General features: G+C 70.2%; 21 protein-coding genes and 1 tRNA gene. 10 read left to right on the top strand and 12 right to left on the bottom strand.

Annotated elements, in window-relative coordinates:
- Positions 1-5 precede the first annotated feature (5 nt).
- Positions 6-689: a hypothetical protein gene (locus QSK18_RS29910; RefSeq protein WP_232811503.1), complete on the bottom strand. Its 684-nt coding sequence runs from the start codon at positions 687-689 to the stop codon at positions 6-8.
- Positions 690-997: 308 nt separating this feature from the next.
- Here QSK18_RS29910 and QSK18_RS29915 point away from each other — a divergent pair, with 308 nt between their 5' ends.
- Both QSK18_RS29915 and QSK18_RS29920 read left to right on the top strand, forming a co-directional pair.
- Positions 998-1,492, top strand: a complete 495-nt coding sequence (locus QSK18_RS29915) for a peptidylprolyl isomerase (RefSeq protein WP_232811648.1) — start codon at positions 998-1,000, stop codon at positions 1,490-1,492.
- Positions 1,489-2,382 (top strand): rhomboid family intramembrane serine protease, encoded by an 894-nt coding sequence (locus QSK18_RS29920; RefSeq protein ID WP_232811504.1) that lies wholly within the window; start codon positions 1,489-1,491, stop codon positions 2,380-2,382. The genes QSK18_RS29915 and QSK18_RS29920 overlap by 4 nt, the downstream gene beginning before the upstream one ends.
- Here the strand turns inward: QSK18_RS29920 and QSK18_RS29925 are convergent.
- Together QSK18_RS29925 and QSK18_RS29930 are read right to left on the bottom strand one after the other, a co-directional pair.
- Entirely contained in the window at positions 2,371-2,961 is a 591-nt protein-coding gene (locus QSK18_RS29925) for an HAD family hydrolase (protein ID WP_232811505.1), read from the bottom strand. The two genes, QSK18_RS29920 and QSK18_RS29925, sit on opposite strands and share 12 nt — an antisense overlap.
- Before the next feature lie 177 nt (positions 2,962-3,138).
- Positions 3,139-3,387 (bottom strand): cell division protein CrgA, encoded by a 249-nt coding sequence (locus QSK18_RS29930; RefSeq protein WP_232811506.1) that lies wholly within the window; start codon positions 3,385-3,387, stop codon positions 3,139-3,141.
- A 153-nt stretch (positions 3,388-3,540) separates the two neighbouring features.
- Here QSK18_RS29930 and QSK18_RS29935 point away from each other — a divergent pair, with 153 nt between their 5' ends.
- The gene (locus QSK18_RS29935; protein WP_285626071.1) at positions 3,541-4,386 is read left to right on the top strand and encodes a DUF881 domain-containing protein; all 846 of its coding nucleotides are present in this window, start codon (positions 3,541-3,543) and stop codon (positions 4,384-4,386) included.
- The gene (locus QSK18_RS29940) at positions 4,387-5,016 is read left to right on the top strand and encodes an aminodeoxychorismate/anthranilate synthase component II (RefSeq protein WP_232811508.1); all 630 of its coding nucleotides are present in this window, start codon (positions 4,387-4,389) and stop codon (positions 5,014-5,016) included.
- A 71-nt stretch (positions 5,017-5,087) separates the two neighbouring features.
- Here the strand turns inward: QSK18_RS29940 and pknB are convergent, their stop codons facing one another.
- From pknB to QSK18_RS29975, 7 genes are read right to left on the bottom strand one after another with little or no spacing between them, the layout of a single operon-like run.
- Positions 5,088-7,097, bottom strand: a complete 2,010-nt coding sequence (gene pknB / locus QSK18_RS29945) for a Stk1 family PASTA domain-containing Ser/Thr kinase (RefSeq protein ID WP_502894290.1) — start codon at positions 7,095-7,097, stop codon at positions 5,088-5,090.
- 25 nt (positions 7,098-7,122) lie between these two features.
- Complete coding sequence (locus QSK18_RS29950) at positions 7,123-8,742, bottom strand: protein kinase domain-containing protein (RefSeq protein WP_285626078.1); 1,620 nt, start codon at positions 8,740-8,742, stop codon at positions 7,123-7,125.
- Positions 8,739-10,193 (bottom strand): peptidoglycan D,D-transpeptidase FtsI family protein, encoded by a 1,455-nt coding sequence (locus QSK18_RS29955; protein ID WP_232811511.1) that lies wholly within the window; start codon positions 10,191-10,193, stop codon positions 8,739-8,741. The genes QSK18_RS29950 and QSK18_RS29955 overlap by 4 nt, the downstream gene beginning before the upstream one ends.
- Positions 10,190-11,653, bottom strand: a complete 1,464-nt coding sequence (locus tag QSK18_RS29960) for an FtsW/RodA/SpoVE family cell cycle protein (RefSeq protein ID WP_232811512.1) — start codon at positions 11,651-11,653, stop codon at positions 10,190-10,192. Before QSK18_RS29960 ends, QSK18_RS29955 begins: the two co-directional genes overlap by 4 nt.
- Positions 11,653-13,248 carry a PP2C family protein-serine/threonine phosphatase gene (locus QSK18_RS29965; protein ID WP_285626083.1) on the bottom strand — a complete coding sequence of 532 codons (1,596 nt, stop codon included), beginning with the start codon at positions 13,246-13,248 and terminating at the stop codon, positions 11,653-11,655. The genes QSK18_RS29960 and QSK18_RS29965 overlap by 1 nt, the downstream gene beginning before the upstream one ends.
- A gap of 3 nt (positions 13,249-13,251) precedes the next feature.
- The gene (locus QSK18_RS29970) at positions 13,252-13,743 is read right to left on the bottom strand and encodes an FHA domain-containing protein FhaB/FipA (RefSeq protein WP_232811514.1); all 492 of its coding nucleotides are present in this window, start codon (positions 13,741-13,743) and stop codon (positions 13,252-13,254) included.
- A 10-nt stretch (positions 13,744-13,753) separates the two neighbouring features.
- Positions 13,754-14,521, bottom strand: a complete 768-nt coding sequence (locus QSK18_RS29975; RefSeq protein ID WP_232811649.1) for an FHA domain-containing protein — start codon at positions 14,519-14,521, stop codon at positions 13,754-13,756.
- Positions 14,522-14,852: 331 nt separating this feature from the next.
- On the opposite strand from QSK18_RS29975, the gene QSK18_RS29980 reads away from it, so the two are divergent.
- A tRNA-Leu gene (locus tag QSK18_RS29980) sits at positions 14,853-14,936 on the top strand.
- Between the two features lie 126 nt (positions 14,937-15,062).
- Here the strand turns inward: QSK18_RS29980 and QSK18_RS29985 are convergent.
- Positions 15,063-16,427 (bottom strand): UDP-N-acetylmuramoyl-tripeptide--D-alanyl-D-alanine ligase, encoded by a 1,365-nt coding sequence (locus QSK18_RS29985; protein WP_285626089.1) that lies wholly within the window; start codon positions 16,425-16,427, stop codon positions 15,063-15,065.
- 128 nt (positions 16,428-16,555) lie between these two features.
- On the opposite strand from QSK18_RS29985, the gene QSK18_RS29990 reads away from it, so the two are divergent.
- Genes QSK18_RS29990 through QSK18_RS30010 form a run of 5 tightly spaced genes read left to right on the top strand, consistent with a single transcriptional unit; the run spans position 16,556 to position 21,248 of the window.
- Positions 16,556-17,179, top strand: a complete 624-nt coding sequence (locus QSK18_RS29990) for a M15 family metallopeptidase (protein ID WP_232811516.1) — start codon at positions 16,556-16,558, stop codon at positions 17,177-17,179.
- Entirely contained in the window at positions 17,176-18,312 is a 1,137-nt protein-coding gene (alr, locus tag QSK18_RS29995) for an alanine racemase (RefSeq protein ID WP_285626094.1), read from the top strand. The genes QSK18_RS29990 and alr overlap by 4 nt, the downstream gene beginning before the upstream one ends.
- The gene (locus QSK18_RS30000; protein WP_232811518.1) at positions 18,309-19,256 is read left to right on the top strand and encodes a D-alanine--D-alanine ligase family protein; all 948 of its coding nucleotides are present in this window, start codon (positions 18,309-18,311) and stop codon (positions 19,254-19,256) included. Before alr ends, QSK18_RS30000 begins: the two co-directional genes overlap by 4 nt.
- Before the next feature lie 28 nt (positions 19,257-19,284).
- Complete coding sequence (locus QSK18_RS30005) at positions 19,285-20,580, top strand: sensor histidine kinase (RefSeq protein WP_285626099.1); 1,296 nt, start codon at positions 19,285-19,287, stop codon at positions 20,578-20,580.
- The gene (locus tag QSK18_RS30010; RefSeq protein WP_232811520.1) at positions 20,577-21,248 is read left to right on the top strand and encodes a response regulator; all 672 of its coding nucleotides are present in this window, start codon (positions 20,577-20,579) and stop codon (positions 21,246-21,248) included. Before QSK18_RS30005 ends, QSK18_RS30010 begins: the two co-directional genes overlap by 4 nt.
- 38 nt (positions 21,249-21,286) lie before the next feature.
- Here QSK18_RS30010 and QSK18_RS30015 read toward each other — a convergent pair whose 3' ends face one another.
- The gene (locus QSK18_RS30015) at positions 21,287-21,712 is read right to left on the bottom strand and encodes an OsmC family peroxiredoxin (protein WP_232811521.1); all 426 of its coding nucleotides are present in this window, start codon (positions 21,710-21,712) and stop codon (positions 21,287-21,289) included.
- Between the last annotated feature and the right edge of the window lie 26 nt (positions 21,713-21,738).

Consider the following 21,738-nt stretch of genomic DNA (forward strand, 5'->3'; position numbering starts at 1 on the left):
TCGGATCAGCGGTCCGTCTTGGCGTCCCGGCCGATCACGTCGGCCTCGTCCTCCTCGACCGGGACCACGGGGGTGCCGGGCGTGGCGAGCGGGGTGCCGTTGGCGGCGCCGTTGATCGTGGTGACCCCCGGGTCGGGCGTCCACGGGTCCTGGGCGGCGCTGCGCTGCTTCCAGACCACGGCGGCCGCACCGGCCGCCGCAGTGATCACGGTGAAGATCAGGAAGCGGCGACGACGCTGCTGGCGACGCGCCTTCTTCTGGGCCTTCTTGTTGGCCGGCAGGTTCTGCACCGCCACGGCGGCGCGCTCCTGCGCGTGGTCGACGGCGTTGTCCCGGGCCGCGATGGCTGCGGCGGAGGCCGCGGCGATCGCCTCGGCCAGCTTGGGCAGCAGGTCGTCGACGACCTTGTCGCGGCCCTGGGCGACCACCGGGGCGGCCTTCTCCCGAGCCTGCGCGTAGCCCTTCTCCAGGGCCGGACCGGCGTGGTCGGCGGCGTTACGCACGGCCGGGACCACCTTGTCCTTCGTCACGACGGTCACCTTGTCCTTGGTCGCGTGGGCGACCGGGGTGACCCGCTCGACGACCAGGGTGCCACCGGTGCGGGCGTTGACCGCCGCGGTGTCGAGCGCGGACCGCAGCTGAGCCCGGGTCTCCTTCTGTGCCTTGGCCCTCTTGCTTCGCGCCTTCACGGCATCGTCCTCCTTCTCGTGCGGTCACTCGCCGAAGCTCTGGGTGGTGCCGCGTTGGCGTCCATCGTTCCGCGATCTGAGCAATCTGCCACCCGAGCTCTGTCGTCCGATCCACTATGTGATCTTTAGGCGCGACGGCCAAGTCGGGATGCCATCCCCGGGATCATCCCCGGGCGCCGGTGCGTTGTGCGTACGGACCGCAAAGGTCGCGAGGCACCGTCCGTGACAGACTTCCCGGGCACGCAACCGCCACTGAGAAGGGGTACACCCCGTTGACCGAGCAGCTTCCCTCGAACCTGTACGCCGACATGCTGACCAACCACGGTCTCATCCGGATCCAGTTGTTCCCGAACCACGCGCCCAAGACGGTGCGTAACTTCGTCGAGCTGGCCGAGGGCACCCAGGAGGGCGCCAACAACGGCAAGCACTTCTACGACGGCATCATCTTCCACCGGGTCATCGAGGGCTTCATGATCCAGGGTGGCGACCCGACCGGCACCGGTACCGGTGGCCCGGGTTACAACTTCGACGACGAGATCCACCCGGAACTGTCGTTCACCCAGCCCTACCTGCTGGCCATGGCCAACGCCGGGGTCCGGGGCGGCCGGGGCACCAACGGCTCGCAGTTCTTCATCACCGTGAGCACCCCGACCCACCTGCAGGGCAAGCACACGATCTTCGGCCAGGTCGCCGACCAGTCCAGCCGGGACGTGGTGGACAGCATCGCCAAGACCCCGACCGACCGTCGGGACCGTCCGGAGAAGGACGTGGTGATCGAGCGGGTCACCATCGAGCGCGGGTGAGCTCTCAGCCCTCCACGGGTGGCGCGGCGGCCGAACCGGTCTGTCCGCGCCACCCGGACCGCGTCTCCTACGTCCGGTGCCAGCGCTGCGAGCGGCCGGTCTGCCCGGAGTGCCAGCGGGCCGCGGCCGTAGGGGTGCAGTGCGTGGACTGCGTGCGTGAGCAGAACAAGGGCGTACGCACGGCCCGCACCCCGTTCGGGGCAGCGGTGACGCAGGGCGGCCGGCCCGTCGTCACCCTGACGATCATCGGCCTGTGCGCCGTCGCCTGGCTCCTGCAGCAGGTGAACTCGCAGGTCACGGTCGACTTCTCGTTCTACCCGCCGTACGCGCTGTCCGAGCCCTGGCGGCTGCTCACCGCGGCGTTCCTGCACTCGCAGTCCAGCCCGCTGCACATCCTGTTCAACATGTACGCCCTGTGGGTCACCGGGCCGTACCTGGAGCAGTTGTTCGGCCGGGTCCGTTTCGTGGCGCTGTACCTGATCAGTGCACTCGGCGGCTCGATCGGCTACCTGGTGCTGGCCAGCGCCGACCTCGAGAACGGCTCGGGCTGGCTCACCCCCACCGTGGGTGCCTCCGGCGCGGTGTTCGGCCTCTTCGGCGCGTTCTTCGTGGTGCAGCGCCGGCTGAACCGCGACGCCACGCAGGTCCTGGTGCTGATCGCGATCAACTTCGCGTTCGGCTTCGTAGTGCCCAACATCGCCTGGCAGGCCCACCTGGGTGGGCTGGTGACCGGGGTCGTGGCCGCTGCGGCTCTGGCCTACGCCCCCCGGGCCAACCGCACCGCGGTGCAGGCGGTGGGTCTGGCCGGTCTGGTCCTGGTGCTGGCCGCCGCCTACGCGGTCAAGATCAGTACCGTTCCGGAAGGGCTGCTGGTCCCGCTAGGCGGGTAGCAGTCCCAGTTCGACCAGCACTTCGCGGCAGGCCTCCGGTGTCGTCCACCGGTGGGCCTGCCAGCCCCGCTCCCGGGCCGCGGTCACGTTCGGCGGCCGGTCGTCGAAGAAGACCAGTTCCGGGCCGGGGCGCCCCAGCCGCTCCTCCACCGCCCGGTAGATCCGCGGGTCCGGCTTGACCAGGCCGAGGTCGCAGGAGAACACCCGCTGGTCGAACCCGGCCGACCAGTCGCTGTCCTTCACCACCCGGGCCATCGAGGCCGGCGCGTTCGACAGCAGGGCCGTGCTCACCCCGGCGTCCTGCAGGCCGGTGATCAGCTCCAGCCGGCTGGGGGCCAGGTGCAACCAGCGCCGGGCGTCGAAGAGGTCGAAGCGGGCGATGTCCTCGTCCGACCACTCCAGGCCGAGGTCGGCCGCCACCTTGGCCCAGTACTCCCGGGGCGAGGTGCCGCGGTCGTAGTCGGCCCGGTGCGCCCAGTACGGGCCGGCGAACCGCTCACGCTCGACCCCGATCAGGTCGGACAGTTCGGGCACGCCGCCCTCGGACGTGGTGAGCACCCCACCGATGTCGAAAACCACTGCGGGCACTGTCGGTTTCACCGGCATTTCGGGATTTCGTCCGTCTCGCGGGTTGGGTGACGATTCGGCCCGTCATGCAGGGTTTTTCAGCCCTGCCGACGGGCCGGCCTGCGCTTTTCCACACCTGTGGATAAGTCTGGGGAGAACTTTCACAGGTGTAATTCCACAGGGGGAAGATCAGCGCCAGCGGGTGAGCATGCCGAACCCGACCAGGGCGATGCCGATGCCCACGACCAGGTTCCAGTCGCCCAGGCTGGGCACCGGGTAGTCGCCCTGGGTGAGGTAGTAGGCCACGATGTAGGCCAGGCCCAGCAGCAGGAACGTGACCATGATCGGCGCGAAGAACCGGCCGTTGGGCTTGGGGGCAGCAGCCTTGCCGCGGGGGGCCTCGTACCCACCCTTGTTCCGCTGCTTCGACTCGGGCATGGGAATACTCCTCCGGGGACAGGTGCTGCTCTCAAGGGCGACTGCACGCGCCACGGGGGGCCATGGGCGTGCGGCGACTTCCTCTAGCGTAGTGCCGTGGCCCCCGCATCGGACGATTCAGCTGAGGTACACAGTCACGGCCCAGTTCGCCCGGTGCCGGCCAACCCCCGTCTTCCGCTCGGAGGCACCGCCCGGCCGGTGGTCGGGCCGCCCCGCCGCACCCGGGCCGGGGCCTTCGGCGTCGGTGCGGTGCTGGTGGTGGCCGGCCTGCTGTTCAGCACCAGCGCCTACACCTCGCACGGCACCCAGCTGCGGTCGGAGCGGGCCAGCCTGGCCGACCTGCTGGTCGCCGAGAACCATCGCGTGCAGGAGCAGTCGACCCGCGTCGCGGAGCTGCGCGAGCAGGTCCGGACCGACACCGAGGCCGCGGCCCAGACCGATGCCACGATCCGGGGGCTGGAAGAGGGCTCGGCCGACGTGGAGGCGGTGGCCGGTCTGCTGCCGGTGAGCGGGCCCGGGCTGACCATCACCCTGGACGACGCGCCCCGTGACTCCTCGGTGCCCGACCAGGCCCGGCCGGACGACCTGGTGGTGCACCAGCAGGACGTGCAGGCCGTGGTCAACGCGTTGTGGGCGGGCGGGGCCGAGGCGATGATGCTGATGGACCAGCGGGTGATCTCGACCAGTGCGGTGCGGTGCGTGGGCAACACGCTGATCCTGCAGGGGCGGGTCTACTCCCCTCCCTACGTCATCCGGGCCATCGGCGACGTGGACGGCATGCGCTCGGCGGTCGACGCATCCCCCCAGATCAACATCTACCTGCAGTACGTGGCGTCGCTGCGGCTGGGCTGGGACGTGGAGAGCTCACAGGCTCTGGACTTCCCCGCCTACCAGGGGCCGCTGAGCCTCAGCCACGCCCGGGTCGCGGGGACGCCGGGTGCTTCGCCGACCTCCCCGTCCAAGTCCAAGAAGACCACCGAGAGCCCGCAGGAGTCCTGAGTGAAGTCCGTCAGAGTGCTCGTCGTCGACAACTACGACAGCTTCGTCTACACGATCGCCGGCTACCTGACCCAGCTCGGCGCCGAGTGCGTGGTGCGGCGCAACGACGAGGTGGAACTTGAGGACGCCGATGGGTACGACGGGATTCTCCTGTCACCAGGTCCCGGGGCACCTAAGGATGCGGGCATCTGCCCGGAGATGGTGCTGCACTGCGCCGAGCGCCAGCAGCCGATGCTCGGCGTCTGCCTGGGGCACCAGGCGCTCGGAGAGGCCTTCGGCGCCACCGTCACCCACGCCAGTGAGCTGATGCACGGCAAGACCAGCGACGTGCTGCACAACGACACCGGCGTCCTGCACGGCCTGCCCACGCCGTTCACAGCCACCCGCTACCACTCGCTGGCCGTCGTCGCCGACACCGTGCCGGCGGAGCTGGAGGTCACGGGCCGTACTGAGGGCGGGGTCGTCATGGCCCTGCAGCACCGCGAGCTGCCGCTCTTCGGGGTGCAGTTCCACCCCGAGTCGGTGCTTACCCAGGGCGGGCACCGGATTCTCGCGAACTGGCTGGCCGTGTGCGGCGACGAGGGGGCGGTCGAGCGCTCGGCCGGGATGGCACCGCTGGTGCGCCGTTGATCGTCCTTTGTTCCAAAGCAGGTGGGGCCCGGGCTGAGTAGCCCGGGCCCCACCTGCTTTGCCGACGTGGATCAGGGGATGTCGATGATCCCGTCGGCGTTCTCGTCGTCTTCTTCGCCCTCGTCCCCACCGCTGTCGTCGCTGGACGTGACCGACGGAGCGGGGGTCGTGGTGGTGACCGACGGCTCAGGCTCTTCGCTCTCAGTCGGCTCTTCCGTGGGCTCCGTGGTCTCTTCGACTTCCGGAGCCTTGGCCACCCTTAGGCCGACCGTGCTGCCTCGGGGAACCGACTCCCCGGCCGACACCTCGGGCTCGATGACGGTGTTGGCCTGGTACTGAGAAGTGACCTCGTCGTTGCGGGTGACCTTGAGGCCGACCTGCTCGAGCGCCTTCTTGGCGGCGCCGTACTTCAGACCTTCGACATTGGGCATCTCGACGTTCGCCGAGGTGATGGTCAGCGTCACCGAGGAGCCGGGCTTGACCTTCTCGCCCTCACCCGGCTTGCTGCTGATCACGATGCCCGGGGTGGTGGAACTGCTGCGGGTGGCCTCGACGGGAGTACCGGCCTCAAGCCCTTCTTCGGCCAGGGCGGCCTTGGCCTGGTCGAGCGTCAGGTTGTTCACCGTGGGAACGACCGCACTGTTCGCGTCCTTGCCGACGGTCAGGGTGACTGTGTCGGCAGTGGTGATCGTCGAGCCCTCTTCCGGGTCGACCGCCATGACCTTGCCGACCTTGGAACTGTCGTCGGTGGTCTCGGACTTGGTCTTGATGTTCTCTTTCGGAATCCCGACGTCGACCAGGTTCTGCCGGGCCACCTTCACGGCCGTGTCGATGAGGCCTTTCGGGATCGTGACCTCGACCGAGGAGTCACCGCCCCCGCCGCCTCCGGTGCCCTTGTCGTCCCCGCCGAAGAGGCCCGTCTGGCTCAGGATCACCGCGATCACCACGATGAGCGCCAGCACCCCGGCCGCGATCGCCAGCGGCTTGCGGTTGTTCGGCTCGGCCTCGCGTGAGCGGCGGCCGTACTCTTCCGGCTGCTGACCGTACGGGTCGTAGGGGTTGCCGCCGACCGTGGTGGCCTGGTCGCCGTACATCGCAGCGCCCTGCGCGGCCGCGTTCGGCACCGGCGGCATCGCCCGCGTGCCGTCGGCCGCCGGCATGAACTGCGTGGTGGCGTTGGAGCCGGTCATCGCCGGCATCGGCGCGTAGATCTGCCGACCGCCGCGGGCCGCCTCGACGTCGGCGCGGAAGTCCTGAGCGGTCTGGTAGCGCTCGTCCCGGCCCTTGGCCAGGGAGTGCAGCACGATCCGGTCGACCGCCTCGGGAATCCCGCCGACCACGTGGCTGGGCGGGATCGGCTGCTCACGCACGTGCTGGTAGGCCACCGACACCGGCGAGTCGCCCATGAACGGCGGACGGCCGGTGAGCAGTTCGTAGAGCAGGCAGCCGGCCGAGTACAGGTCGCTGCGGGTGTCGACCTGCTCGCCGCGCGCCTGCTCAGGGGACAGGTACTGGGCGGTGCCGATGACGGCCTGCGTCTGCGTCATCGTGGAGGAGGAGTCGGCCATCGCCCGGGCGATACCGAAGTCCATCACCTTCACGTCGCCGACCGGCGTGAGCATCACGTTGGCCGGCTTGATGTCGCGGTGCACGATGCCGATGCGGTGGCTGTACTCCAGCGCGGCGAGCACGCCGGTGGTGATCTCCAGCGCCGCGTCGACGTCGAGGTGGTGGCCCTCGCCGAGGACCTCACGCAGGGTGCGGCCCTCCACGTACTCCATGACGATGTACGGCAGGTTCACCACCCCGCCGCTGGCCTCGACCATCGACTCCTCGCCGGTGTCGTACACGGCGACGATCGAGGGGTGGTTCAGCGCGGCGGCGGACTGGGCCTCGCGCCGGAACCGGGCCTGAAAGGTGGCATCGCGGGCCAGGTCGGTGCGCAGCAGCTTGACCGCGACGGTGCGGCCCAGGCGCAGGTCGCGGCCCTCGTGGACCTCGGCCATGCCACCCCGGCCGAGCAGGCCGCCGATCTCGTAGCGGTTGCCGAGCACCCGCACGTTGTCGTTCACCGGTTCCATCCTCGCGTCGTCCAAGCCGCGTCCATCATCCTCTGATCCCGACGCTCGTGACCATGTCCGTGTTGCGCTCGACGGACACGGAGGAGGTGACGTGACCTGATCGCAACCCGGCCGCCTCCGACAGAGTCGCCGCGCTCGCCTTGCTCACGCCGTAGACGATCGCCACCAGCACCACGAGAGCGATCAGCGCGATCAATGGGATCGACAGCTTCCGCCGGCCGCCCGAGGAGGCCTCGCCGGGGAAACCGCCGGACTGCGAGGACCGCCCGTGGGTGGCCCGGTTCCGGCTGGGACCCCGGTTGGCGCTGCGCGAGGGGTAGTCGCCCCCGGCACCCAGCGACGAGAACGGGTCGTCGTCCTGACGGCCACGCCCGCCCGAGGGGCCGCCGGCGTAGGCCGACCGCTGATCCCTCTGATCGCGCTGGTCGTACCCGGAGTCCAGGTACTGCTGCTGGTCGTAGCCGCCGTTGTTCTGCGGACGGTAGCCGCTGGGCTGCTGCTGACGCGGATCGCGGCGGTAGCTGTGATCCGGGCCGGGGGCGTAGCCGGTGTCGGCCAGGGGCGCCTGACCGCGGGGGTCACGCGTGTCGCGGGGGTCGCGCTGACCCCGCGGATCACGCTGGTCGTACTGCTCCTGCTCGCGCGGGCCCCGGCCCCGGGACTCCCAGGCCGTCGGACGGCCCGGGCCGGGGTTGCGGTCGGGCGCCGGACCACGACGCGCGGCCGGATCGGCCTGCGGCCAGGCCGGCTCGGCGTTGCCCCGCTGCGGGCTGACCGGGGCGGCCATCTCGTCGGAGTCCGGAGCGGACGTCCGCGGGCCGCCCAGGCCGCGCAGCCGGGCATCTTCCATCAGCGAGGCCAGCGCGTCGGCGCCCTGCGGGCGCTTGGCCGGGTTCTTGGCCATCGCCGACATCACGATGCTGCGGATCTGCGCCGGGATGGTCTCCGGCAGCGGCGGCGGCTCGTCCTGCAGGTGGGCAGTGGCGACGGCGACCTGGTTGTCGCCCTCGAACGGCCGCCACCCGGTGAGGCACTCGTAGGCCACCACACCCAGCGCGTACACGTCGGACAGCGGCGAGGCCGTCTCCCCGCGGGCCAGTTCCGGTGCCAGGTAGTGGGCGGTGCCCATCACCTGGCCGGTGGCGGTCAGCGGCTCGTGGTCGCGGGGCCGGGCGATCCCGAAGTCGGTGACCTTGACCCGCAGCTCGGGCGTGACCATCAGGTTCGCCGGCTTGATGTCCCGGTGGATGACGCCGTGTCGGTGGGCAGCGTGCAGTGCGCGTGCAGCCTGACCCACGATCGACAGCGTCCGGTCCGAGCCCAGCGCCCCCTCGTCGGCGATCATCGCCGACAGCGGATCACCCGGCACGAGCTCCATCACCAGGTACGCCGAGCCCAGGGCCTCGCCGTAGTCGTAGACCGCGGCGATACCGCCGTGGCTCAGAGCGGCCGCGGTGCGCGCCTCGGCGCGGAACCGGGCCTGGAAGTTCGCGTCCGGCGCCAGGTCGGTGCGCAGGACCTTGACCGCGACGGGCCGGTTGAGCACCTCGTCGACCGCGGCCCAGACCTCACCCATGCCACCCACGGCCAGGCGCTCGCGCAGGACGTAACGCTCACCAAGTCGTTGACCAACATTGGTGATCATTCGATCACCGCCTCCATCATGGCCTTGGCGATCGGTGCCGCGACCGTACCGCCGTAAGCCTCGCTGCCTGCGTTTCCACCGTTCTCGACCACCACAGCGACCGCCACCTCCGGGTCATCCGCAGGCGCGAAAGAGGTGAACCAGGCATGCGGTGCGGCGCCTTCCGCATTCTGCGCGGTGCCCGTCTTGCCTGCCACCTCGATACCGCTCATCTGTGCGGCGGTACCGGTTCCTTCGCTCACGGTCGCCACCATCATCTCGGTCAGCTGTTCGGCCACGTCGGGGGTGACCGCCTCGGAAAGTTCTTCCGGGCTGCGCTCGGAGACCGTCTTGCCGTCGGCACTGAGCACCCGCTTGACCAGGTTGGGCCGCATCACGACACCGTCGTTGGCGACGCCGGCCGCGATCATGGCCACCTGGAGCGGGGTGGTGCGGACCTCGAACTGGCCGATGCCGGACTGGGCCAGCTGCGGCGCGTTCAGTTCGGTGTCGGCGAAGACGCTGTCGGCCACCTTCTGCGGGATGGTCAGTGTCTGGCCGAAGCCGAACTTGGTGGCCTGTTCCTGCATCACGTCCTGGCCAAGATCCATGGCCAGCTTGGCGAACGTAGTGTTGCACGAGATCTCGAAGGCCTCGAGAAGCGTGGGGGTGCCGTCCGCACAACCGTGGTTGCCGCTGTTGCTGATCGTGGCCGTGGTCTCCGGCAGATCGAGGGTGACCGGGCCGATGATCCCGTTCTCCGAGTTGGCCGAGTAGTCACCGTTCGACATGGCCGCCGCCGAGGTGACGATCTTGAACGTCGAGCCCGGCGGGTAGAGCTGGCCGATGTTGCGGTTGATCAGCGGTTCCAGCTCGTCGGCGTTCAGCTTCTTGTACGCGTCGAGGGCGGCCTTGGTGTCGTGCGTGGCCAGGTCGTTCGGGTTGTACGAGGGCTTGCTGACCATGGCCAGGATGTCGCCGGTCTTCGGGTTCAGGGCGATCGCCGCCCCGCGCTGGTTGCCCAGCGCGTCCCAGGCCGCCTTCTGCGCCTTGGTGTTGATCGTGGTCTCGACCGAGGCGCCCTTCGGCTGTTCACCGGTGAGCAGGTTGGTCAGGCTGCGCAGGAACAGTTCGTCCGAGGAGCCGGACAGGTACTCGTTCTCCGCGCTCTCCAGCCCGTACGGGGTGTTGACCAGGGAGTAGTAGCCGGTGATCGGCGCATACATCTGGGGGGCCGAGTACTCCCGCAGGAACTGGTAGACGTCGTCGCTCGGCGTCGAGGTGGCCAGCACCTTGGTGCCGGCCAGGATCTGGCCTCGTTCGCGGCTGCGTTCCTTGATCAGGGAGCGGGTGTTACGGGGGTGCTCGTCCAGTTCCTTGGCGGAGACCACCTGGATGTAGGTGACGCTGACGAAGAGCGAGGCGAAAAGCAGGGTAATGACGGCTGCCAGCCTGCGGATCGGGCTGTTCACCGGACCACCACCGTTTCCTGATCACTTTCCGGGCCGGCCAGCCTGCGCCTGTCCTCCTGGAACTCCGGGTCGTTCTTCAGCTCTTCGGGCAGCTCGTCGAACGGCAGGTCGAACAGCGGGCCGTCGGCAGCCACCGGGGGGCGGCGGCCGGAGTCGGAAATACGCAGCAGGATCGCCACGATCGTCCAGTTGGCCAGCAGCGAGGAACCACCGGCGGCCATGAACGGCAGGGTCAGACCGGTCAGCGGGATGACCCGGGTGACGCCGCCGACCACGATGAACACCTGCAGGGCCAGCGTGAAGGCAAGACCGGTGGCCAGCAGCTTGCCGAAGCCGTCGCGGGCGGCGATGGCGGTGCGCAGGCCGCGCTCCACGATCAGCGCGTACGCCACCAGGATCGCGAACAGACCGGCCAGACCCAGCTCCTCGCCCAGCGAAGCGAAGATCATGTCGCTCTCGGCGAAGTACATGGTGTTGCCGTAGGGCCGGCCCTCGCCCAGGCCGGTGCCGATGAGGCCGCCGCTGGCCATGCCGAACAGGCCCTGGACGATCTGCACGCTGTAGTCGATCAGGTCCGGGCTGAACGGGTCGAGCCAGTAGTCGACCCGGCGCTGCACGTGCGAGAACAGCCTCCAGGCCACGAGCGCGCCGCCGACGAACAGCAGCACACCGAGCAGGGCCCAGCTGGCCCGTTCGGTGGCCACGTAGAGCAGGCCGACGAACATGCCGAAGAACAGCAGCGAGGTACCGAGGTCACGCTCGAACACCAGCACCGCGAGGGTGACACCCCAGGCGGTGAGCAACGGGCCCAGGTCCTTGGCGCGCGGCAGCTGCACCCCGAGCACCTTGCGCCCGGCCAGCGAGAGTGAGTCTCGTGCGGTGACCAGGTAGCCGGCGAAGAAGATGGTGAGCGAGATCTTGGCGATCTCGGCGGGCTGGAACGAGAACGGGCCGAGCCCGATCCAGATGCGAGCGCCGTTCAGGTTCTTACCCAGGAACGGGGTCAGCGGCAGCAGCAGCAGCACCAGACCGGCGGCCATAGCCACGTAGGTGTAGCGGCTGAGCATGCGGTGATCGCGCAGCCAGACGATGACCACGGTGGCTGCGACCACCGCCAGCGACGTCCACAGCAGCTGCCGGAACGCCTGCGAGTTGGCGAAGTCCAGACCCCGGCCCAGGTCGATGCGATGGATCATGACCAGGCCGAGGCCGTTGAGCAGCATCGCCAGCGGCAACAGGGTCGGGTCGGCGTAGGGCGCGAACCGGCGCACGGCCAGGTGCAGGACCAGGGCCAGGGCACCCAGACCGGCGCCGTAGCCGAGCATGCCCGGCGGCAACGCGTCGTTGATCGCCAGGCCCACCATCGCGTAGGCCCCGATCGCCAGGCCGATGGCCACGACGATCAGCAGGGCCTCGATGTTCCGGCCGGTGCGGGGCGAGGTGGATCTCGCGGCCGCCATCAGTTCGCCTCCGCGCAGTCGGACGCGGTTCCACCACCCGGCGCCGTTGACGTCGTGGTCGGGGCGGGCTCACTGGTGGTGGTGCCCGGACCCGTGGTCGCTGCAGCGCCGTTGTTCTTGCCCGTGGTGGCGCTGGGCGAGCCGGTCGGCTCGACGGTGGGCGTGACCGTGGGCGTGGGGTTCGCGGCCGCCACTCGGCAGTCGGCCTCGGTGCGAAGCTGGCCGACCTTGCTCTGGGCGTCCGCCTTGTCGTCGGCCGCGATGCCGTCTTCGAGGCGGCGCTGGGTGTCTTCGGACAGGTTGGTGACCTGTACCTCGGGCACCCGGGTGTCGATGCTCTTCAGGTTGATCGGGCCGACCGACTGCGGCAGGCCCTTGAAGATCGCCACCGCTCCGGCCTCGGACCCGACGAAGTACTGCCCCTGCGTCCACCGGTAGGCGCCGAAGGCCCCGGCCGCCAGAACCAGCACCAGGAACAGGCCCAGACCCAGGCGCAGACCGCGGCGGCGCTTGCCGCCACCCTCGCTCTCGCCACGGCCACCGGCCCGGCGACGGCCGGGCGGCGGCTCTTCCTGGCGGGAGGAGTCCTGGTAGCGGTCGTCGTACTGGTCGCGGTAACCGTCGCGGTAGTCGTCCTGGTACGGCTGCTGCTGGTACTGGTCCTCGTAACGGTCGGAGTACCCGTCGCCGTACAGCTGCTCGGCCGGGTGGTCACGCTGGTCGTAGTCGCGCACCACCGGGATCGGGGCAGTGGATGTCAGCTCGGCCGCTCGTTCAGCCGCGGACCCGCCGAACCCGATCCGCGGCTGGGGATGAAGAGAGGCGGCTCCCACGACCACCGGCTCGATGCTGACGGGGGAGCTGACCGAGTCGACCACGTCGGCGACGATGCACGTGACGTTGTCCGGGGCGCCGCTGCGCAGGGCCAGCTGGACCAGCTGGTCGCAGGTGCTGGCCGGGTCCTTGCCGAAGGCCAGCGTCTCTTCGATCGTCTCGAAGCTGACCACGCCGGACAGGCCGTCCGAGCACAGCAGGTACCGGTCGCCGATCCGTGCGTCGATCATGGACAGGTCGGGGTCGACGTCGTCCATCACGTCGCTCAGCACCCGCATCAGCACCGAACGCTGGGGGTGCTGCTCGGCCTCGGCCAGCGTGATCCGGCCGTCGTCGACCAGCCGCTGGACGAACGTGTGGTCGCGGGTGATCTGCTCCAGCCGCCCGTTGTGCAGCACGTAGGCCCGCGAGTCGCCGATGTGGGCCAGCGCCAGCCGGCCGTTGCCGACCCGCAGCAGCGCCGTGACCGTGGTGCCCATGCCCGACAGGGCCGGCTCCTCGGCCACCCGCTGCTCCAGCTCACGCTGGACGTGCCGCAACGACTCCAGCAGCTCGCCCTGCGCCGCGTCGGACCCGTGCTCCATGTCGTTCAGCGGGGCCATCTCCCCGATGGCCAGGGAGGACGCGATGTCACCGCCCGCGTGTCCGCCCATGCCGTCTGCGATGATCAGCAGATCGGGGCCGGCGTAGCCGGAGTCCTGGTTGTTGGACCGGACCAGGCCGACATCGGAGCGCGCCGCATACCGCAACGCGATCGCCATGTCTTACCTCCGCAGCTCTAGGACGGTACGCCCGATCCGGACCTGTGCTCCGGGGGCGATCGGTACCGGGTCCTGAACGCGGTTGCGTCCCAAGAAGGTCCCGTTGGTTGACCCGAGATCTTCGACCATCCAGACACCGTGCCGCAACGACAGCCTGGCATGCCGGCCGGAGGCGTAGTCGTCGTCGAGCACGAGCGTGCTCTCCGGGGCCCGTCCGATCAGGATCGGAGCCTGGCCCAGGGGAATCACGGTGCCTTTCAGTGATCCCGCAGTCACGACAAGTTGTGTCGGAAGTGGCGGTTCGGGTTGCTGGGTCTGGGGCCTGCCACCACCGCCCCCCGGCATCGGGGCCGGGGCTCCGGCCATCGCCGGGCGGCGCCCGGCCCGGGCACTGTTGAACAGGTCGCGGCGCAGGACCGCCACGACCGACAGCACCAGCAGCCAGAGCAGTGCGAGGAAACCCAGCCGCAGCAGGGTCAGCGTGAGCTCGCTCATCGCGGTTTCATCACCATGATCCGAAGCGGACGACGAGGGTGCTACGGCCGATCTTGATCTGGCTCCCGTCGACGACCTCGGCGGTACTGATCCGCTCGCCGTCGACGAAGGTGCCGTTGGTCGACCCCAGGTCGGCGGCGACCAGGCGGTCGCCCTCGACCCGGACCTCGGCGTGCCTCCGGGACACACCGATGTCGTCGACGATCACGTCGGCCTCGGTACCGCGGCCGATCACGGTGACCGCCGCGGTGATGGGGTACACCCGGCCGTCCACGACCAGAGACGGATGATCCGGCTGCTGGTGGACCGGGGGCTGGTGACCGTAGCCCTCGTACCCCGGCTGCTCGTAGCCCTGCGGCTGGGGCGCGCGGGAGAGCGCCTGCTGCTGCGGGTGAGCCTGCTGGGGACGGGTGCCACGGGTGGTGGTGCTGCGAACCCGGAACAGGCCGGTGTCGAGGTCTTGCGCCTCCTCGAAGCGGACCGAGATCGGCCCGACGAAGGAGTACTCCTGGGTGCCGGCGTGCTCGGCGACCACGTCGCGGAGCTCGTCGCCGAGCGTGTCCTGCCATTCGCCGAGGCGTGAGTAGTCGCCCTGGCCGAGTTCCACCACGAAGGTGTTCGGCGCGAGCGTGCGGCCACGGGCGACCACGGTGGCGCGGTCGTCGATCTCGCGGCGCAGAGCGCTGGCGATCTCGACCGGCTGCACCTCACTTCTGAAGGCCTTGGCGAAGGCGCCGTTCACGGCGCGTTCGATGCCCTTCTCCATGCGGTCGAACATTCCCACGGCTACCTCCTCCCGGTCCGGTGAGTGACTGGCGGTCGGGGTAGATCCTGCCGCAGTCACTGCGCAGTGCACGACCAGTCCGTATCTCGGCGGCCGCCGCGTCGTTCCCCTACGCCCAACGGGTGAGGGGTGCGCGACGATCCGCGTCATGGAACCGGTCACCTCCAGCGTATCCGCGAGCCGGTCCAACTCGCGGATGCGACGGGGAACCGGAGATCACCACGATTATCCCCAGATGCCCGGCTCCCCCACGACGGCGGGGGCGGCCGGCTCGTGGGCCGTCCTGAGCGCCCTCCGAACCGTGCTAACGTTCTGCATGCAGCAAGCGCGAGTGGCGGAATAGGCAGACGCGCACGGTTCAGGTCCGTGTGCCCGAAAGGGCATGGGGGTTCAACTCCCCCCTCGCGCACCGCACATCAGAAGGCCCCCGGGAAACCGGGGGCCTTCTGAGTTTTGTCCCGTCACGACGAACGCCGGTGTGAGGCGGCACCATCAACGTTACCCACCTCACACCAGGCAAACTCAGCTCACAGCGTCACCGCGCTGCGCCGACCGGTCGGGGCCTCGACGGCACGAACTCCAGCAGCGACTCGACCAGCTCGTCGAGCGCGCCGGCCCGGGCCCCCTTGACCAGCACCACGTCCTCCGGCTCGAGGTTCGAACGCAGCCACTGCAGAGCCGCTTCCGGGTCGGGCAGGTGCTCCCCGCCGGCCTCGCGGGCGGTGGGTCCGGCGCCCGGGCCGATCGCCACCACCCGGTCGATGTCGAAGATCCGGGCCAAAGCACCGATCTGACGGTGGGATTCGGCCGCGTGGGAGCCGAGCTCGTGCATCTCACCGAGCACCGCGACGGTGCGCCCGGACCGGCCCCGGCCGATCCGCTCCAGACAGGACAGCGCGGCCATCACCGCATCCGGGTTGGAGTTGTACGTGTCGTCGAGCACCAGCAGGCCGTCGGCGCGGGTGCGGGGCTGCAGGCGGTGCGCGGTGGGGCCGACCTGGCTGAGCCGCTCCGCGACGTCCTCCAGCGCCTCGCCCACGGCCAGCGCCATCGCCGCGGCTGCGGCCGCGTTCCGGACCTGGTGCTCGCCGCTGCGCAGCAGCCGCACCGGAGCCCACCGCCCCTGGTACCCGAGTTCGAAGGCCGGCCGGCCCAGATCGTCCATTGTTGTGCGCCTCCAGGTCACCTCGCCCCGTCGCCCGAAGGTGGTCACCGGCGCCACGGTCCGGGGAGCCATGCTCATCAGCCGGGGGTCGTCCCCGTTCAGCACGGCCACCCCGTCTGCTCCGAGCGACTCGATCAGCTCCCCCTTGGCCTGCGCGATCAGCTTCGTCGAGCCGAAGCGGCCCACGTGCGCGCTGCCCACGTTCAGCACACTCGCCACGTCGGGCGGGGCGATCGTGGTCAGCCAGGACAGGTGCCCCACCGCGCGGGCGCCCATCTCCAGCACCAGCTGATCCGTGGTCGCACTCACGCCCAGGCAGGTCAGGGGCACTCCGAGCTCGTTGTTCCGATTGCCCGCGGTGGCCACCGCACCCGGCAGGGCGGCGGCCAGGAAGTCCTTCGTCCCGGTCTTTCCGTGCGAACCGGTCAGAGCGAAAACCCGCGGCCGCACCCGCTGCACCACCCGGCGGGCGAGCAGCGCGAGTGCCACCACCGGATCGGGGACCACCACCGTCGGTGCGTCGGTGGGGCGGGATCCGAGCACGGCGTGCGCGCCGGCGGCGTAGTCGTGCCCATCCGACTCGGCTCCCTGCAGAGCCACGAAAAGACCACCGGGAACCGGGTTACGGCTGTCCAGATAGGCGCCGCCGGTCACTTGGACGGTGCGCCGGCCCAGGTTGCCCTGGACCTCACCGCCACAGGTAAGGGCGATCTCGCCGAGAGTCATCGGGATCATTCCTCGACTCTTTCGCGCGAGGGTGGGTCAGCGCGTCATACCTAGGTCTCACTTGCTGTCCCAATGGGCAGCCCTCTAGTACCTGAGGGGGACGCGATCAATCCGTCCGAACGCCGATGTTGTTCATCGTGACAGTTCTTCTCTCCGACCCCCGGGTGTCCGCCGTCCCGGTGCGTGAGTCCGGCGAACCCATGGTGCGCCTGTCTCCCGCCTATGGACCGGCTCAGGCCCCGGTGCGCGCGAGTCTGGCCAGTCGGCTGGCCTCGGCGCAGACCATGCTGCCCCGGGGGCTGCGGCTTCGGGTGGTGGAGGGGCACCGTCCGGTCGGACAGCAGCAGGCCATCATCGACCGCTACAGCGCCGAGGTGCGGGCCGCTCATCCGGATGCTCCCCCTGAGGCGCTGAAGAGCCTGGTGGCCCGGTTCGTGTCACCGATCGATGTGGCTCCGCATGTCGCCGGCGCTGCAGTGGACCTGACCATCGTGGACAGCGACGGGCAAGAGCTCGATCTGGGCACCGAGATCGACGCGACCCCCGAGACCTCGAACGGGGCCTGCTACTTCGACTCTCCCCTGATCGACGCCGCGGCCCGTTACAACCGCCGCCTCCTTGCCGCCGCGCTCCACTCGGTGGGCCTGGTCAACTACCCCACCGAGTGGTGGCACTGGTCGTTCGGCGACCGTTACTGGGCCCTGGGAGTCAGCGCCCGGTACGCCGTCTACGGACCGGTGCGGGAGACGAGTGCGGCATGACTCTTGTTGATCATGCCCGTTCCCTCCCCCTCGGCGGGGCGGAAACGGGCAAGCCCGAGCTGAGCGTGGACCTGACCGCCGTGGCCGCCAACACCCGGCACTTCCGCCAGCTGATCGACGGTGAACTGATGGCGGTGGTGAAGGCCGACGGCTTCGGCCACGGTGCCACCCAGGTCGCCCGTACCGCCCTGGTCAACGGAGCCACCCGGCTGGGCGTGACGAGCCTGGCCGAGGCCCTGGCGTTGCGCGCGGCCGGCATCCGAGCCCCCGTTCTCAGCTGGCTCAACCCGGTCGCCACGGACTGGCGCCAGGCGGTGGCGGCCGAGGTCGAGGTGGCCGTCCCCAGCCTGCAGCACCTGACTGCGCTGCCTGCGGGCACCGCGGTGCACCTGCACCTGGACTGCGGCCTGGCCCGCGACGGCGCCGAACCGGCGGTCTGGCCCGCGCTGTGTGCCGCCGCAGCTCAGGCCCAGCACCTTCGGGTGGTGGGAGTGATGGGCCATCTGAGCAGCGCCGATGTGCCGGCCGACCCGGTGAACGCGGTGCAGCGCGAGCGCTTCGACTGGGGTGTGCGGGTGGCCCGGGCGGCCGGGCTGCAACCCCAGCACCTCCATCTGGCCGCTACCGCCGGCACTCTGAACGACCCGCTGAGCCATCACACGATGAGCCGGATCGGGGCCGGACTGTTCGGTATCGACCCGCTGAACCGGCTGCGCCCGGCGCTGACCCTGACCGCTCCGCTGGTGAGTGTGCGGCAGGTCGGTGCGGGCACCGGGGTGGGTTACGGCCACGGCTGGGTAGCGCCGGAAGCGACCGTGCTGGGGCTGATCGCCCTGGGCTATGCGGACGGGCTGCCCCGCGCAGCTTCCGGTCAGGCGCAGGTGCTGGTCGGGGGAAGGCGGCGGGCGCTGGTCGGCCGGATCTCGATGGACATGGCGGTGATCGACCTCGGCCCAGGCAGTTCGGCGCGGCCGGGAGATCTGGTCACCGTCTTCGGACCGGGCGAGCAGGGCGAGCCGACGGTGGCCGAATGGGCCTCGTGGGCAGGAACTATCGAGCACGAAGTAGTGACCGGTCTGGGTACCCGGCCGGTTCGTAGGGTGCGGTCCGCCGGCCCGGGGAGGCAGAGATGAACGACAGGATCCGGGTGGCCGTGATCGGCGGCGGGCAGAACTGTGAGCACGAGGTCTCGCTGGCCTCCGCCGCTGCGGTCGAGAAAGCCCTGAGCAGTGAGGGTTACGAGGTGGTCCGGCTGAGTGTCGACCGGACCGGGGTGTGGCGTGACGAGGAGTGGCGTCCGATCGGCCTGGCCGGTGCGGTGCGGGTGATCGGGACCTGCGACGTGGTGCTGCCGATGCTGCACGGGGCGCACGGCGAGGACGGGACGCTGGCCGCACTCTGCGAGCTGGCCCAGGTGCCCTACGTCGGTTCAGGCGTACGGACGGGTGCGGTCGCCATGGACAAATGGGTCACCAAGCTGGTGGCCCAGGCGGTCGGGATCGCGGTTGCCCCGGGCCTGCTGCTTACCCGGAACACGGCCGCTTCATACGTTTTCAGCCATCCGGTGGTGGTCAAGCCGGTGTCGGCCGGGTCGAGTCACGGGGTGGCCCTGATCGAGGACGAGGCGGGGCTGGCGAAGGCGCTCGAGGTGGCCTTCGGTCTCGACGACCGGGTGCTGGTGGAGGACCTGATCGCCGGGCGGGAGGTGGACGTGGCCGTGCTCGGCCGCCCGGACGGCTCCCGGCTGATCGCTCCCGCGCTCGAGATCGTCGTCGGGACCGGGATCTTCGATCTGGAGAGCAAGTACGACGGCAGTGCCGACCTGCGGGTGCCGGCCGACCTGACCGGGGCCGAGCGCAAGGCGCTGGAGACGGCCGCGGTGGCGATGTACGACGCGCTCGGCTGTGCCGGGGTGGCCCGGATCGACTTCTTCCTGACCGCCGACGGGCCGGTGCTCAACGAGGTCAACACCGTGCCCGGCTTCACCGAGCAGTCGCAGGTGCCGAAGATGTTCGCGGCCGGCGGCACCGGCTACCCGGCCCTGGTCGACCTGCTGGTGCGGGACGCTCTGTCATGAGCTCCACCGCATCGAGGAGGCGGACCCGGTGAACCAGAGCAACATCTCCCAGGACGACCTGCTGCGGCTGCTGCGCGCCTGGTGGCCGGACCTGCTGGCCGGGCTCGTGGTGTTCTTCGCCGGCTTCGCCGAGACGGTCTTCGTCAGCTACTGGACCAGTGGGCGGCCGCAGGTCGGGGTGCTGGTCCTGGGCATGGCGGTGGCGGTGGCCCTGGCCCGGCACTACTCCCTGGCGGCGCTGGGAGTGGTCTGGGTGGTGGGCCTGATCCAGCTGACCAGCCAGCTGGACATCATGCTGGTGCAGTTCACGATCGCGTACGTCGCCTTCGCCACCGCGCGCTGGGGCAGCACGGTGACGCTGTGGGCGAGCCTGGCGTCGGTGCCGGGCGGGGTCCTCGGCGGCCTGGGCTTCATGAGCGCCATGGGCCGCGACTCGATGTCGTTGTTCGCCGGTGGGGTGCCGGTGGAGCTGGCCGCGGAGGCACTCGGCCTGTCCTGGCCGGTGATGTCGGCCGCGTTCATCCTCACGCTGCTGCTGGTGCCCTGGCTGATCGGGCTGGCGGTGCGGTTCGGGGTGCGGGCCCACGCCTCCGAGGCCTCGCTGGAGGTGGCCGAGGCCGACACCGCCCGCGCCCAGCGCGAGACCGAGCAGGCCCGGGAGATCGCCGCGCTGCGGGAGGAGCAGGCCCGGCTGGCCTCCGACGTGCACGACGTGGTGGGGCACTCGCTGGCGGTGATCCTCGCCCAGGCCGAGTCGGCCCAGTTCCTCGACGACGACCCGGTGGTGCTGAAGCAGACCATGGCCACCATCGCCACCTCGGCCCGTTCGTCCCTGCAGGACATCCGCCAGGTCCTGGCCGGCGCCCAGCAGGCCGCGGCGGCCGCCTCGCCGGGCTCCTACGAGGAACTGATCCAGGGCGTGCGCTCCAGCGGGCACGAGGTGCAGGCCACCGAGATCGGGCAGTCCCGCCCGCTGCCGCCGGAGCTGGAGGTGGTGGCCCACCGGGTGGTGCAGGAGATGCTGACCAACGCGATCCGGCACGGCCGCCGGGACCGCCCGGTCCAGGTCGAACGCCACTGGCCGGAGGGCGCCTGGGGGCAGGACCTGCGGATCGAGGTGCGCAACTGGTCCGGCGGGCCGCTGGGTGACACCGCCGAGATCCCGATCGACCCGGACGGCTCGGGGCCGCGGCGCGGGCAGGGCCTCGAGGGGATGCGTCGCCGGCTGGAGGCGGTGGGTGGCAAGCTCGACGTCCGTAAGCGTTCCGAGCCGGAAGGACAGGTCTTCACCGTGACCGCGTGGGTGCCCGTGAGCGGAAGATGAGCGAGACCGACATCCGTGTGCTGCTGGTCGACGACCAGGAGCTGTTCCGGGCCGGCGTGCAGGTGATCATCAACGCCCAGCCCGGGATGAGCGTGGTCGGCTCGGCCGGCGACGGCCTGGAGGCCGTCCGGCTGGTCGACGAGCTGGAACCGGACGTGGTCCTGATGGACATCCGGATGCCGGAGATGGACGGGGTGGAGGCCACCCGCCAGATCTTCCAGCCCGACCGGATGAGCCGACGGTCCCGGCCGGTGCGGGTAATCGTGCTCACCACGTTCAACCTGGACGACCGCGCGGCCCGGGCGATCCGTTACGGCGCCAGCGGTTTCCTGCTCAAGGACACCACTCCGCTGATGCTGCGCGACGCCATCCGCACGGTGCACACCGGCAACGCCGTGCTGGCCCCCAGCGACCTGTCCACGTTGCTGGACAACCAGTTCCAGGAGGCGGTCCCGGTGCCGCCGGCCTACGTCTCGCTCACCGAGAAGGAACGTGAGGTGTTCGAGGCGGTGGCCCGGGGCCTGTCGAACACCGAGATCGCCGCCCGGGTGTTCGCCAGCGAGTCCACGGTGAAGACCCACGTGGGCTCGATCCTGCGCAAGCTCGCGCTGCGCGACCGGGTGCAGATCGTGGTGTTCGCCCACCAGCACGGTCTGGTCAGTCTGTAGAGGTCCCGGGCCGCCCGGCCCAGGACCTCCACGGATGCTCAGACCAGGGCGGCGTCCAGGCTGATCTCGGCGCTCGCCAGCGCCTTGCCCACCGGGCAGGTGTCCTTGGCCTTGGTGGCCAGGGCGGCGAACCGGTCGGCGTCCACGCCGGCCAGCTTCACCCGCACGGTCAGGGCGATGGTGATGCGGTTGCCGCCGGCCGGGTCGGCGCCCAGCCGGGCGTCGGCCGAGACGTCGATGTGCTCGGCCTCCAGGCCCTCTGCGGCCAGGACACCGGAGAAGTTCATCGCCAGGCAGGACGAGTAGGCCGCGGCAAGCAGTTCCTCGGGGGTGGTGTGCCCCTTCTGAGCCTGCAGCCGGGTCGGCAGCGAGACCTCGAACGTGCCCAGTTCCGAGGAGTCCAGGGCGACCTGGCCCTTGCCCTTCTGCAGATCGCCGGTCCAATGAGTGCTGGCGCTGACCATTGCTTCGAGCTCCCTGTTGCTTCGGG

The organism is Kineosporia sp. NBRC 101677, assembly GCF_030269265.1.
Classification (GTDB): domain Bacteria; phylum Actinomycetota; class Actinomycetes; order Actinomycetales; family Kineosporiaceae; genus Kineosporia; species Kineosporia rhizophila.